This is a genomic window from Agrococcus sp. SGAir0287 (assembly GCF_005484985.1).
Lineage (GTDB): Bacteria > Actinomycetota > Actinomycetes > Actinomycetales > Microbacteriaceae > Agrococcus.
Map to the genome: position 1 here is coordinate 1,238,417 of NZ_CP027942.1, position 12,399 is coordinate 1,250,815.

Sequence of the window (12,399 nt, forward strand, 5' to 3'; positions counted from 1 at the left end):
TACGATGGGCTTCACACCACGGGAGTCCGGTGCGCCGGGCTGAGAGGAAGGCCGAAGCCTTCGACCGTCGAACCTGATCCGGGTCATGCCGGCGCAGGGAGCGATCTCACCCGTGCCCTTCCATCGAGAGGCACAGCATGTCCATCACCACCGCGCCCGTCGGCGCTCCCACCGTCTCGCGACTGCGCTGGCGCGTCGTCGACATCGTCACCGCCGCCGTCCTCGCCGTCGCGTGCGGACTGCTGTTCGTGCTCTGGAACGGCGTCGGCGGCGCCTGGTTCGCGATCGCCGACGCGTTCACGCCCGGCTTCGGCGGCATCGCCGTGGGCCCGTGGCTGCTCGGCGGCGTCATCGGCGGCCTCGTCATCCGCAAGCCGGGCGCCGCCCTCTTCGTCGAGGTCGTCGCGGCGAACGTCTCGACGCTGCTGGGCAGCCAGTGGGGCATCGAGACCGTGTACTCCGGCCTCGCGCAGGGGCTCGGCGCCGAGCTCGTCCTCGCCGTGCTGCTGTACCGCCGTTTCGGCGTCGTCGCGGCGATGGCGGCGGGCGCAGGTGCGGCGGTGGGCGCGTGGACGCTCGAGCTCTTCCTCTCGGGCAACCTCGCGAAGGGCCCCGAGTTCCTCGGCATCTACCTGACGACCCTCGTCGTCTCCGGCGCGGTGCTCGCCGGCCTCGTCGGCTGGCTGCTCGTCCGCGGCCTCGCCGCGACGGGGGCGCTGTCACGATTCGCGGCCGGTCGCGAGGCGCAGCGGCGCGCGTGAGTCCCGCGAGCATCCGCGCATCCGGCTGGGGCTGGCGGCACGCGGCGCGCACCCGCCCGGCGATCGCGGGGCTCGACCTCGCGATCGAGCCGGGGGAGCGCGTGCTGCTGCTCGGTCCCTCCGGCGCGGGCAAGTCGACGCTGCTCGCCGGGCTCGCCGGCGTGCTCGGCGATGCCGAGGACGGCGAGGAGTCGGGCGCCCTGACCGTCGACGGCGCGCATCCCGCGTCGCGGCGCGGCTCGGCGGGGCTCGTGCTGCAGGATCCGCAGGCGAACACGATCCTGTCGCGCGTCGGCGACGACGTCGCCTTCGGGCCCGAGAACCTGCGCGTGCCGCGCGACGAGATCTGGCGGCGCGTGCGCGCATCGCTCGACGCCGTGGGGCTCGCGGTCGACCCGGACCGCTCGACGGCTGCGCTCTCGGGCGGGCAACGGCAGCGCCTCGCCCTCGCGGGCGTCCTCGCGATGCGTCCGGGGCTCGTGCTGCTCGACGAGCCGACGGCGAACCTCGATCCGGCCGGCGTCGTCGAGGTGCGCGACGCCGTCGTGCGGATGCTCGAGTCGACCGGTGCGACCCTCGTGGTCGTCGAGCATCGCGTCGAGCAGTGGCTGCCGGTCGTCGATCGCGTCGTGGTGCTCGACCCCGGCGGCGGCGTGCTCGCCGACGGCCCCGCGGCGACGGTCCTCGGCCGCCACGGCGACGAGCTCGCCGAGCGCGGCGTGTGGGTGCCCGGGCACCCCGTCGACGTCGCGCGGACGACGACCGGCGCAGGCGCCGAGCTGCTGCGCGCCGCCGGGCTCGTGGTCGGCCGCGACGCGCCCGTGCGACCACCCGTCGACCTCGCGCTCCACGCCGGCACGTCGACGGTCGTCACGGGTCCCAACGGCGCAGGCAAGTCGACCCTGGCGCTCACGATGGCGTCGCTGCTGCCGAGGCTCGGCGGTGACCTCGTCGCGGCGCCCGCGCTCGCCGGCGACCTCGGGCCCGATCCGGCCCGCTGGCGCTCGAGCGCGCTCGCGACGCGCATCGGCACGGTCTTCCAGGAGCCGGAGCATCAGCTCGTGGGCCGCACGGTGCGCGAGGAGCTCGCCGTCGGGCTGCGGGCGATCGGCCTGCCCGTGTCGAGGCACGCGGCGCGGATCGACGCGCTGCTCGCGCGCCTGCGGCTCGACCGGCTCGCGGATGCGCATCCCTTCACCCTGTCGGGCGGCGAGCAGCGCAGGCTCTCCGTCGCGACGGTACTCGCGACGGGCCCGCGCGTCGTCGTGCTCGACGAGCCGACCTTCGGTCAGGACCGCCGCACGTGGCGCGAGCTCGTCGGCCTCATGGCCGAGCTCGTCGCCGACGGCGTCGCGCTGCTGTCGGTGTCGCACGATGCGGACGTCGTGCGCGTCCTCGGCGCGGGCACCCCCTCCGACCGCGTCGTGCACCTGGACGCCGCATGACCGCAGGCCGCACCGCACCGCCCACGCGCCTCGACCGCGTGAACCCCGTGACGCCCTTCCTCGCCGCCGTCGTGCTGTCGCTGCCGCTGCTCGTCACGATCGACGTCGTGAGCGCCGCCGTGGCGCTCGTGCTCGGCGTCGCCGGACTGCTCGCCGCTGGCCTTCGCCCGGGCACGATCGTGCGCCGCACGTGGCCCGTGCTCGTCGCCGCGCCGCTGTCGGGCATCAGCATGCTGCTCTACGCCGAGCCGGCCGGTCGCATCCACCTGCGCGTGTGGCTCGCCGTCGTGAGCGACGACTCGATCGCGCTCGCGACCGCGATCGTCGTGCGCGTGCTCGCCATCGGCGTGCCGACCCTCGCGATCCTCGCAGGGCTCGACGCGACGAGGCTCGGCGACGGCCTCGCCCAGGTGCTGCGGCTGCCTGCGCGCTTCGTGCTCGCGGCGCTCGCGGGCATCCGCCTCTTCGGGGTCCTGCGCGAGGACTGGGATGCGCTCGCCGCCGCCCGCCGCGCGCGGGGCCTCGGCGATGGCGGCCGCGTCCGGCGCTGGGCGGGCATGGCCTTCACGGTGCTCGTCATCGCCGTGCGCCGCGGCGGCCGGCTCGCGACGGCCATGGAGGCGCGCGGGTTCGGGCACGGCGAGCGCACCTGGGCGCGCCCGTCGCGGCTCGGTGCGCCCGACGCGGTGCTGCTGGGTGCCGCCGTCGGCATCGTCGTCGCGGCCCTCGGTGCCGCGGTCGCGACGGGCTCGTTCCGCCTGGTGGGCACGTGAGCCGCCTCTGGCTGCTCGACGGCCGCTCGGGGTCGGGCAAGACCGTGCTGGCCGACGCGCTCGCCGCGGAGCTCGGCGGCGTCGTCGTGCACATGGACGACCTGTACCCGGGCTGGGACGGGCTCGACGCGGGATCGCGGTACGCCCTCGAGCGGATCCTCGCGCCGCTCGCACGCGGCGAGGACGCCGTGTGGCGACGCTGGGACTGGGCCGCGCACGCGCGGGCCGAGGAGCATCGGCTGCCAGCGGGCAGCGCGCTCGTGCTCGAGGGATGCGGGGCGCTGTCGCGCGCGTCGGCACCGCTCGCCGAGCGGGCGCTCTGGCTCGACTGCGACGAGCCGACGCGTCGAGCGCGGGCGCTCGCGCGCGACGGCGTCGACGACTGGTGGGAGCGGTGGCGGGCGCAGGAGGACGCGTTCTACGCGCGCGAGGGCTCCCGGGGGCTCGCGACGGAGGTGCGCGGCTGTCCGTGAGCGCCGACCTCGGCATCGCATGCCACGATGTCGGCATGGCTCGACGACGACTGCCGGCTCCCCGCACGATCGATCCGCGTGACGCGCCCTCGCTGCGGTGGGGCATCCTCGGCCCCGGCGGCATCGCCTCGGCGATGGTCGAGGCGCTGCAGCAGGGCACGGGCCAGCAGGTCGTCGCCGTCGGCGGCCGCTCGGCCGAGCGCGCCGCGGCGTTCGCGCAGCGGCACGGCATCGGCGCGTCCGGCGACCAGGACTGGCTGCTCGCGCAGGACGTCGACGCGATCTACGTCGCCTCGCCGCACTCCGCGCACCACGCGCAGGCGCTCGCCGCGATCGACGCCGGTCGTGCGGTGCTCGTCGAGAAGGCCTTCACGCGCAACGCGGGCGAGGCCGTCGAGGTGCTCGATGCCGCCCGCCACGCGGGCGTCGCCGTCGCCGAGGCGATGTGGTCGCGCTACCTGCCCGGCTACGACGTCGTGCGCCGCGCCGTCGAGGAGGGCGTCCTCGGCGAGCTCAGGTCCGTGACCGCCGACCACGGGCAGCTGCTGTGGCCGGATGGACCCGCGCGGCTCGCCGAGCCCGCGCTCGCCGGCGGCGCGCTCCTCGACCTCGGGGTCTACCCCATCCATCTCGCGGCGATGCTCATGCCCAAGGTCGAGCGCGTGCACGCCGTCGGTGCCCGCACGGAGCTCGGCGTCGACGAGCAGGAGGTCGTGACGCTCGCCGGTCCGGGCGGCGTGCTCGCGACATGCCAGGCGTCGATGTCGGCGAAGAGCCCGACGACGGCGGTCGTCGCCGGCACCGCGGCGCGACTCGAGCTCGCCGGCGACTTCTACCGCCCGACGACCATCCGGCTCGTCGCGCCGGACGGCGAGGTGCTCGACGCCTTCGAGCCCGACGAGCGCGAGCACGGGCTGCGCTACGAGGCCGTCGCGCTCGCGCGCGCCGTCGCGGCAGGGGAGCGGGAGACGCCGGAGGTCCCCTGGAGCGAGACGATCCGCGTCATGCGCATCATGGACGACGTGCGCGCCCAGCTCGGGGTCGTGCTGCCGGGGGAGTGAGCCGCGCGGGCGTCAGGCCCAGCCGAGGCGATGCAGCTCGTCGTCGTCGATCCCGTAGAAGTGCGCGATCTCGTGCACGAGCGTCGTGTGCACCTCGTCGTGCAGCTCCTCCATCGACGAGCAGCGCTCGAGGTGCGCCTCCCGGAACACGACGATGCGGTCGGGCAGCTCGCCGAACCCGTAGTGGCCGCGGTCGGTGATCGCGACGCCCTCGTAGATGCCGAGCAGGTCCTCGCTCTCGTGGCGGTCCTCGACGAGGAAGACGACGTTGTCGAGCCCGTCGACCATGTCGTCGGGCAGGGCGTCGAGCTCGTCGGTGACGATCGCCTCGAACTCCTCGGGGCTCACGGGGAACGGCATCGGCATCCCCGTCACGCTACCCGTCGCGCCCGTCGGCCGCGCTCAGCGCCGCCGGAGGCGCTGCACGAGCGGGCAGTCGAAGGGGTCGCGCGCCTGCAGCCCCACGTCGTTCAGGTAGCGGATGACGATGGCGTACGACTGGACCAGGGTCGCCTCGGTATACGGGATGCCGTGGGTCGCGCAGTGCGCGCGGACGAGGTCGCGCGCCTTCGCGAGGTGCGGGCGCGGCATGCTCGGGAAGAGGTGGTGCACGACCTGGTGGTTCAGGCCGCCGTAGAGGGCCGTCGCCCACCAGCCGCCGCGGATGTCGCGGGAGGTGCGCACCTGCTTCGTGAGGAAGTCGAGTCGCTCGTCCGCGCCGACGAGCGGCATGCCCTTGTGGTTCGGCGCGAACGACGCGCCCATGTACACGCCGAAGACCGCGAGCTGCACGCCCAGGAACGCGAAGGCCATGCCGATCGGCAGCAGCGCGAACAGCGCGCCGAGGTACAGGGCCCATCGAGCGGCCATCATGCCGAGCTCGATCCAGCGTCCCGCGACCGGCTGCCGCGACACGAGCAGCTGCAGTCCGCGCAGGTGGAGGTTCACGCCCTCGAGGGTCAGCAGCGGGAAGAAGAGCGCGCCCTGGCGCCGTGTGAGCGCGGCGAGGAGGCCGGTCTGCCGCGCGGCATCCTCGGGCAGGAACGAGACGGTGTCCCACTCGACGTCGGGATCGTGGCCGCGGCGGTTGGGGTTCGCGTGGTGGCGCGTGTGCTTCGTCATCCACCAGGCGTAGCTGATGCCGACGACGCCGACGGCGAGGATGCGGCCCAGACGATCGTTCGCAGGGCCGGACGCCAGGATCTGGCGATGCGAGGCCTCGTGGCCGAGGAACGCGAACTGCGTCAGCAGGACGCCGAGGGCGCCGGCGACCGCGAGCTGCCACCACGAGTCGCCCAGCAGCACGAACGCGACGCCGAGGCCGACGAGCGCGAGGGCGAGGCCCGCGCAGAGAAGGACGTAGAACGCGCGCGTGCGGCTGAGGAGGCCGCGCTCCTGCACCGCGGAGCGCAGCGCCGAGAACGTCGACGGGCCGCGCGCCGCGCCGGTCGCCTTCGTCGTGCGGATCGGCCCCAGGCCGTCGAGCGTGATCGTCATCGTGTGGGCTCCCATGGATCGTGCACCGATCCGATCCCCGCCGAGCCGATGTCCCCACGCTAGCGAACTGCGTATGCCATATGCAGAGCGCATCGAGCATCCATCGAGGATGCAGGGGCGATGCATGGCGGACCTCCATGCGCCCGGGCGGGGGACGGGCGCGCCGTCGCCGGGGGACGTCCGCGAGCGGGCGGCCCGCCGTCCGGGGGACGCTTCGCACGAGGCTGGGCGAAGGGCGCCGCGCCCGCGCCTACCATGACGCATGCTCCTGCGGCAGGTACCGCCAGCCGGCCTCGACGTGCGCGTCGAGCCGAGCGCGATCGCGCCCGGTCGCGGCCAGCGCGTGCTCATGGTCGTCATCGCGGTCGCGACCTTCGGGCCCTACGTCGTCGGCAGCATCCGCACCGAGCAGCTCGTCGTCTACGGTCTCCTCGTCCTCACGCTGCCGTTCGCGCTCCCGCGGCTGCAGACCCGCGGCGGACTCCGACTGCTCGTGCCGTGGGCGCTCTACGCGCTCGTCGCATCGCTGAGCCTCCTGCCAGGGCCATCGTCGATCGCGCCGTACCCGGCCGGGTCGCTGCTGGCCGGCTACGACAACGTGCTCCTGCCGCTCGCGATCCTGCTGCTCGTGTGGACGCTCGTGCCAGCCGAGCGCGCGCTCGTCGCGCTGCGAGCGTTCGCGGCCGCCGTCGCGGTCGGCGCGGCCGCGAACGCCGTGCTCGCGATGATCGGCGTCGTCGTCGACCTCTCGCCGCTGCTGCGTCCGTTCTGGACCGGCGACGGCAGCGACTCCGTCGCGGTGCTGGCCGCCGAGCTCGGCAGGCTCGGCGGCGTCTTCAACCAGCCCGTCGAGGCGGGGATCGTCTACGGCATCGGCGGGCTGTGCGCCGTGTACGTCTGGCGTGAACGGCCGGTGCTGCTCGCGACCCTCGTCGCGATCATCACGATCGGAGGGCTCCTCAGCGTCTCGAAGGCGTTCATCCTCGGCGCCATGCCGTTCGTGCTGCTCGCCTGGCTGTGGTCGCAGCGCGGTCACCGCCGGGTCGTCGCGCTGCTCGTCGGGCTCCTCGCGCTGCTCGCGGTGCTGCAGTCGGGACTCGTCGAGCGGTGGGCGGGCTTCGACTACCTCACCCGCCTGCTCGACCCCTCCGGCGGTCTGCTCGACTTCTACAGCGCGGGTCGCTTCGCCGAGCGGTCGACCTTCTCGGAGGTCGTGGACGCCGCGCTCGCGCACAGTCCGCTCGTCGGCGTCGGTCCTGGAGGCTGGGCGGTGGCCTACGACGGGGCCGTGGCGGAGGCGCTCGTCGTCGCCGGCGTGCTCGGGCTCGCGCTCTACGCGGCCACGATGCTCGGCATCCTGTCGCTCGCGCGGACAGGCGGCGAGGAGGGACGCTTCGCCCTGCTGCTCGGCATCGTCGTGCTCGGCGGCTGCCTCGGCTTCTCGCCGCTCACGGCGAATCGCGTGGCGACGATCGTCTGGGTGCTCGCAGCGCTGCTCGTGCTCGTGCGCGCGCATCGGCAGGAGGCGCCCGCGGAGACGACGAAGGCCGCCCTCGTGACGAGGACGGCCTTCGCGAAGCGGGTGAGTAACGGGGCTTGAACCCGCGACCTCCTAGACCACAACCAGGCGCTCTACCAGCTGAGCTATACCCACCGCACGTGTGCCTCGCGGCACAACTCGGACAGTCTACGACACATCCCGGCCCTGCGACGACAGCGCGTCGGCGAAGGATGCGACGACCTCCTCCGAGGCCCGCCTGGCGGCGTCGCTCGTCACGTCCTCCTGCGTGAAGACGGCCTTGCGGTAGTACTGGAGCTCGCGCACGGACTCGAGGATGTCGGCGAGCGCGCGGTGACCGCCGGCCTTCTCGGGCGCCTGGAAGTAGGCGCGCGGGTACCAGCGGCGCGAGAGCTCCTTGATGCTCGACACGTCGATCGAGCGGTAGTGGAGATGCTGGTCGACGCGCGGCATGTAGCGCGCGAGGAACATGCGGTCGGTGCCGATGGTGTTGCCACCGAGCGGCGCGGAGCGCTCGAGCGGCACGAAGCGCCGGATGTACTCGAGCACCTGCGTCTCGGCCTCCTCCAGCGGCAGGCCGCCCGGGATGAGGCGATCGAGGCCGCTCGTGGCGTGCATGGTGCGCACGAAGTCGTCCATGTGCTCGAGCGCAGCATCCGACGCCCTGATGACGAGCTCGATGCCGGGGTCGATCACCTGCAGCTCGAAGTCGGTGACGAGGACCGCGACCTCGACGAGCTCGTCGATCGAGGGGTCGAGGCCCGTCATCTCGCAGTCGATCCAGACGATGCGGTCAGCGGCAGGCACGTCGTCGAGCCTAGCCGTCGCCCCCGCGGGGCTGGTCGTCGCGCATGCGGAAGCGCGTGCAGTCGGTGGGGAAGTCGAACCACGCGAGGGCGCGGTGCGGTCGCAGCACCCGCAGGCCGCCGCCGTCCTCGTCAGCCCAGGCGTCGGCCGCGGGTGCGTAGCCGTCGTCGTGGTACTTCGCGAACGCGGCCGCGAGGCGTGCGCCGAGCCCGTCGGCGTCCGCCCGCGTCGCGGTCGACCGGCCCTCGACGATGACGACCTCGGTGCCCGACTCCAGCGTGAGCGTCACCGCCGGGTTCGCCTCGGCGTTGCGCGCATGGCGCGTCGTGGCCGCGCCGTCGTACCAGAACGCGCCGTCGACCCACACGCCCCAGCGAGGCACGACGTGCGGCGTGCCGTCCGGCCGCACGCTCGCGAGCCAGTAGTGGCGCGCCACCACGAGCCGCCGCTCGACGACCTGCCACGGCAGCACGCCATCGGTCGTCTCCGGCAGGCCGTAGCCCTCGGGCATCGTCGGGCGGTCGACGGTCGGTCCTGGTGCGCTGCGCATCCTCGCATCGTGGTCGTGACCACCGACACGGGTCTGCAGGCGCAGCAGCATCTCCGTGGCGCCCCCGGCGCGACTCGAACGCGCAACCGTCGGATGAGAAGGCCGATGCTCGGCGACGTGCGTGCTTCTCCGTGGCGCCCCCGGCGCGACTCGAACGCGCAACCGTCGGATGAGAAGGCCGATGCTCGGCGACGTGCGTGCTTCTCCGTGGCGCCCCCGGCGCGACTCGAACGCGCAACCATCGGATGAGAAGGCCGATGCTCGGCGACGTGCGTGCTTCTCCGTGGCGCCCCCGGCGCGACTCGAACGCGCAACCGTCGGATGAGAAGGCCGATGCTCGGCGACGTGCGTGCTTCTCCGTGGCGCCCCCGGCGCGACTCGAACGCGCAACCGTCGGATTAGAAGGCCGATGCTCTATCCATTGAGCTACGGGGGCAGTGCCTCGATCCTACGAGCGCCGCGCATCCCGCCGGCCCCTCGGTCGACCACAGGCCGGTCGCCTAGGGTGAGGCGGTGCACATCACGACGCTCGCCGCCGCCGCCTCGACCTCGTCCGACGAGCTGACCGGCGTCGCCGCCTGGGCCGTCGGCCTCATGGAGACCATCGGCGCGCCAGGGGCCGCGGTCGCGATCGCCGCGGAGAACCTGTTCCCGCCCATCCCGAGCGAGGTCATCCTGCCGCTCGCGGGCTTCACGGCGGCGCAGGGCGGGTTCACGCTCGCGGAGGCGCTCATCTGGACGACGGTCGGGTCGGTCGTCGGGGCGCTCGCCCTCTACCTCGTCGGGCGGCTGCTCGGCCACGACCGCGTGGTGTGGATCGCCGAGCGCATGCCCCTCGTGCGCGCCGACGACGTGCACAAGACCACCGCGTGGTTCCGCAGGCACGGCGGCAAGGCGGTGCTCCTCGGTCGCGTGCTGCCGATCTTCCGCAGCCTCATCTCGATCCCCGCCGGCATCGAGCGCATGCCGATCTGGAAGTTCCTCGCGCTCACCACCATCGGGTCCGGGGTCTGGAACACCATCTTCGTCATGGCTGGCTTCGTGCTCGGGCGCAACTGGCACGCGGTCGAGCCGTATGCCGACGTGCTGCAGTGGGTCGTCGTCGCGGCTGTCGTGGTCGTGCTCGTGGTCTGGGTCGTCCGCAGGATCGCCGACGACCGCCGACGCCGCCTCGCGGGTCTCGATCCCGAGAGCGGCGAGCCGGTCTGACACGCCCGGGCTCGCGCGCATCCGCGTCGTGGGTGCGGATCGGGAATGGATGCTCGCGCACCTGAGTTGTTCGAATTCGAAGCAGGCGGCAACGCAGTCCGCGTCGCGCGCCGCTGCATCTCGAACCCCGGACGAGGAGTCACCATGACCGACACGATCACCGCCGCGCAGATCCCCGGCTACGCCCCCGGCACGTACGCCATCGACACGAGCCACTCGACCGTGAGCTTCTCGGTGCGCCACGTCGTCGCCAAGGTCCGCGGCGTCATCGAGCACATCGAGGGCACCATCGTGCTCGCCGACGACCCGGCCGCATCGACGGTCGAGGCGACGGTCGACCCCGCCACGATCAACACCCGCAACGCCGACCGCGACGCGCACCTGCGCTCGGGTGACTTCTTCGCCACCGACGAGCACCCGCAGTGGACCTTCCGCTCCACCGGCGCGCGCCTGGTCGGCGGCGAGTACGTCGTCGACGGCGTGATCCAGATCCGCGGCGTCGAGCGCGAGATCTCGCTCGCGCTCGAGGTCGGCGGCTTCGGCACCGACCCCTTCGGCAACCGCCGCGTGGGCGCGACCGCGTCGTTCGTCATCAGCCGCGACGAGTACGGCATCTCGTTCAACCAGACCCTCGAGACGGGCGGCCTCATGCTCGGCGACGAGGTCAAGGTCGAGGTCGAGATCTCGGCGATCCAGCAGTAGCGCCTACCCCTGGCGGAAGCAGTCGATCGCGTCGTCGATCGACCAGAACTCCCCCAGGGAGAGGTATCGGTGGCTCCTCGGCAGCAGCCGGCGCGCGCGGAAGCGATCGCCGTCTGCGCCGGGGAGCCGTTCGATGTGGCCGACGACGTCGCCGCTCGCGCGCGACACGCGCCACATCGACTCGTTGACCTGCGCCATGGCGATGCCGAAGCGCGCGGGCAGATACGCGGTGCTGGTGGTGGACATCCCTGCCTCCTTCGTCGATCGCCGGCCGGCCCCGGGACGCCTTCGAACGTACGTGCGACCACCGACATCGAGGCCGGCGACGGCGCGGACGGTCGCAGCGCTCCGGAGCCGCACCGCGCCTCCCGCGTCGGCGCGGGCGGACTGCGGCTCCACAGCACGTCGCCGTCCACATCTCGACGGCCCCTGCCGGGACCCGTCGGCGGCGCAGGCGAAGGTGCTCGCATGACCGATCGCATCACCATCGAGGGCACGGCGGGCACGACCCCGCAGCTGCGCACCATCCCGTCCGGGCGCCAGGTCGCGAACCTGCGCGTCGCATCCACCCTGCGCAAGCAGGATCCGGCGACGGGCCAGTGGTCCGACGCCGGCACCAACTGGTACTCCGTCGCCGTGTGGGGCGACCTCGCGGCGCACGTCGTCGACTCCATCCGCCAGGGCGACCCCGTGCTCGTCGTCGGGAGGCAGCGGATCGTCGCGTGGGGCGACGCCGATCGCCCGTCGACGACGGTCGAGATCGACGCGGAGGCCATCGGCCACTCGCTGCGCTTCGGCACCACGTCGTTCCAGCGCGTGTCCCGCGCCGCCGCGGACGCCGCGTCCGCGGCGCAGCCCGCTGCCGGCGGCCAGCCCGCCGTCGACGAGCAGGGATGGGCGACGCCGGGCGGCACGAGCGACGCCCACCAGTCGAGCGCGCCGCAGCCCGCCCTCGTCGGCGCCGACGTGGAGACGCCCTTCTGAGCTCCCGCGCGCCGACGTGGCAGGCGCGTCGGCGTGCGGGCCCGGTCGGGCGCGCTCGTGAGGCTGCCCCGCTCGGTAGGCTGCACTGGGTCGCGCCCGTGCGACCGGGGATCCGACCGCGAAGGGAGTGCGATGCGTCGTCAGGCAGCGCTGCTCGCAGCAGGGATCGTCGCGACGCTCACGCTCACGCTCGCGGGCTGCTCGGGCGACGGCGCGCCCGCGCCCTCGACGCCCGCATCCACCGCGCCGGCACCGAGCGAGGCCGACCCCTCCACGCCGCCGACGGGCGCCGCTGCGCTCGAGCAGCAGTTCGCCGACGTGCTCGCCGCCAACGACGTCGCCGGGCAGCCCGACGGCGAGGCGGTGGTCGGCGCTCTCGAGGCCGCCGGCTTCGACCCGGCCGCCATCGAGCGAGGCGAGGACGTCGACGTGCAGGGCCAGCCGGTCTTCCTCATGGCCGTGGCGGTGCGCGTCGACGGCGAGTGCTTGCTCGGCCAGGTCGGCCAGGGATCGCCGACGGTCACGATCGTGCCCGTGCTCGGCACCGGCACGTGTCTCGTGGCGCCGTACCGAGCCTGACGCGCGCGGCATCCGAGGCCGCCGCGGGCCCGTAGACTC

General features: G+C 73.7%; 15 protein-coding genes, 2 tRNA genes and 1 riboswitch. Of the genes, 10 read left to right on the plus strand and 7 right to left on the minus strand.

The window, feature by feature from the left end:
* Positions 1 to 8: 8 nt before the first annotated feature.
* A riboswitch (TPP riboswitch) is annotated at positions 9 to 117 on the plus strand.
* A 20-nt stretch (positions 118 to 137) separates the two neighbouring features.
* Genes C1N71_RS15295 through C1N71_RS05855 form a run of 5 tightly spaced genes read left to right on the plus strand, consistent with a single transcriptional unit; the run spans position 138 to position 4,513 of the window.
* Positions 138 to 761 carry an ECF transporter S component gene (locus C1N71_RS15295; RefSeq protein ID WP_137755549.1) on the plus strand — a complete coding sequence of 208 codons (624 nt, stop codon included), beginning with the start codon at positions 138 to 140 and terminating at the stop codon, positions 759 to 761.
* Positions 758 to 2,206: an ABC transporter ATP-binding protein gene (locus tag C1N71_RS05840; protein ID WP_254678118.1), complete on the plus strand. Its 1,449-nt coding sequence runs from the start codon at positions 758 to 760 to the stop codon at positions 2,204 to 2,206. The genes C1N71_RS15295 and C1N71_RS05840 overlap by 4 nt, the downstream gene beginning before the upstream one ends.
* A complete protein-coding gene (locus C1N71_RS05845; protein WP_137755550.1) occupies positions 2,203 to 2,979 on the plus strand; it encodes an energy-coupling factor transporter transmembrane component T family protein in 777 nt (258 codons plus the stop codon). The genes C1N71_RS05840 and C1N71_RS05845 overlap by 4 nt, the downstream gene beginning before the upstream one ends.
* Positions 2,976 to 3,452: a hypothetical protein gene (locus C1N71_RS05850; protein WP_137755551.1), complete on the plus strand. Its 477-nt coding sequence runs from the start codon at positions 2,976 to 2,978 to the stop codon at positions 3,450 to 3,452. Before C1N71_RS05845 ends, C1N71_RS05850 begins: the two co-directional genes overlap by 4 nt.
* Positions 3,453 to 3,487: 35 nt before the next feature.
* Entirely contained in the window at positions 3,488 to 4,513 is a 1,026-nt protein-coding gene (locus C1N71_RS05855) for a Gfo/Idh/MocA family protein (RefSeq protein ID WP_137755552.1), read from the plus strand.
* A gap of 12 nt (positions 4,514 to 4,525) precedes the next feature.
* On the opposite strand, the gene C1N71_RS05860 is transcribed toward C1N71_RS05855, so the two are convergent.
* Positions 4,526 to 4,879: a metallopeptidase family protein gene (locus C1N71_RS05860; RefSeq protein WP_441297169.1), complete on the minus strand. Its 354-nt coding sequence runs from the start codon at positions 4,877 to 4,879 to the stop codon at positions 4,526 to 4,528.
* A 36-nt stretch (positions 4,880 to 4,915) separates the two neighbouring features.
* Entirely contained in the window at positions 4,916 to 6,010 is a 1,095-nt protein-coding gene (locus C1N71_RS05865; protein ID WP_137755553.1) for a fatty acid desaturase family protein, read from the minus strand.
* Positions 6,011 to 6,272: 262 nt separating this feature from the next.
* Here C1N71_RS05865 and C1N71_RS05870 point away from each other — a divergent pair, with 262 nt between their 5' ends.
* Entirely contained in the window at positions 6,273 to 7,610 is a 1,338-nt protein-coding gene (locus tag C1N71_RS05870) for a hypothetical protein (RefSeq protein ID WP_137755554.1), read from the plus strand.
* Here C1N71_RS05870 and C1N71_RS05875 read toward each other — a convergent pair.
* The 4 genes from C1N71_RS05875 to C1N71_RS05890 form a co-directional block, all read right to left on the minus strand.
* Positions 7,592 to 7,664, minus strand: a tRNA-His gene (locus tag C1N71_RS05875). The genes C1N71_RS05870 and C1N71_RS05875 overlap by 19 nt on opposite strands.
* A gap of 33 nt (positions 7,665 to 7,697) precedes the next feature.
* Positions 7,698 to 8,297, minus strand: coding sequence for an oligoribonuclease (gene orn / locus C1N71_RS05880; RefSeq protein WP_254678151.1), 600 nt, complete (start codon positions 8,295 to 8,297; stop codon positions 7,698 to 7,700).
* A 49-nt stretch (positions 8,298 to 8,346) separates the two neighbouring features.
* Complete coding sequence (locus C1N71_RS05885) at positions 8,347 to 8,886, minus strand: pyridoxamine 5'-phosphate oxidase family protein (RefSeq protein WP_137755556.1); 540 nt, start codon at positions 8,884 to 8,886, stop codon at positions 8,347 to 8,349.
* Between the two features lie 360 nt (positions 8,887 to 9,246).
* Positions 9,247 to 9,322 (minus strand) — tRNA-Arg (locus C1N71_RS05890).
* A 77-nt stretch (positions 9,323 to 9,399) separates the two neighbouring features.
* On the opposite strand from C1N71_RS05890, the gene C1N71_RS05895 reads away from it, so the two are divergent.
* Positions 9,400 to 10,095 carry a DedA family protein gene (locus C1N71_RS05895; RefSeq protein WP_254678119.1) on the plus strand — a complete coding sequence of 232 codons (696 nt, stop codon included), beginning with the start codon at positions 9,400 to 9,402 and terminating at the stop codon, positions 10,093 to 10,095.
* 144 nt (positions 10,096 to 10,239) lie between these two features.
* Positions 10,240 to 10,797: a YceI family protein gene (locus tag C1N71_RS05900; protein WP_175414120.1), complete on the plus strand. Its 558-nt coding sequence runs from the start codon at positions 10,240 to 10,242 to the stop codon at positions 10,795 to 10,797.
* Between the two features lie 3 nt (positions 10,798 to 10,800).
* Here the strand turns inward: C1N71_RS05900 and C1N71_RS05905 are convergent, their stop codons facing one another.
* Positions 10,801 to 11,043 carry a hypothetical protein gene (locus C1N71_RS05905; protein ID WP_137755558.1) on the minus strand — a complete coding sequence of 81 codons (243 nt, stop codon included), beginning with the start codon at positions 11,041 to 11,043 and terminating at the stop codon, positions 10,801 to 10,803.
* A gap of 222 nt (positions 11,044 to 11,265) precedes the next feature.
* Between C1N71_RS05905 and C1N71_RS05910 the strand changes: the two genes are divergently transcribed.
* Together C1N71_RS05910 and C1N71_RS05915 are read left to right on the plus strand one after the other, a co-directional pair.
* Complete coding sequence (locus C1N71_RS05910; RefSeq protein ID WP_137755559.1) at positions 11,266 to 11,781, plus strand: single-stranded DNA-binding protein; 516 nt, start codon at positions 11,266 to 11,268, stop codon at positions 11,779 to 11,781.
* Positions 11,782 to 11,913: 132 nt separating this feature from the next.
* Positions 11,914 to 12,360 carry a DUF6993 domain-containing protein gene (locus tag C1N71_RS05915; RefSeq protein ID WP_137755560.1) on the plus strand — a complete coding sequence of 149 codons (447 nt, stop codon included), beginning with the start codon at positions 11,914 to 11,916 and terminating at the stop codon, positions 12,358 to 12,360.
* The last annotated feature ends 39 nt before the right edge of the window (positions 12,361 to 12,399 follow it).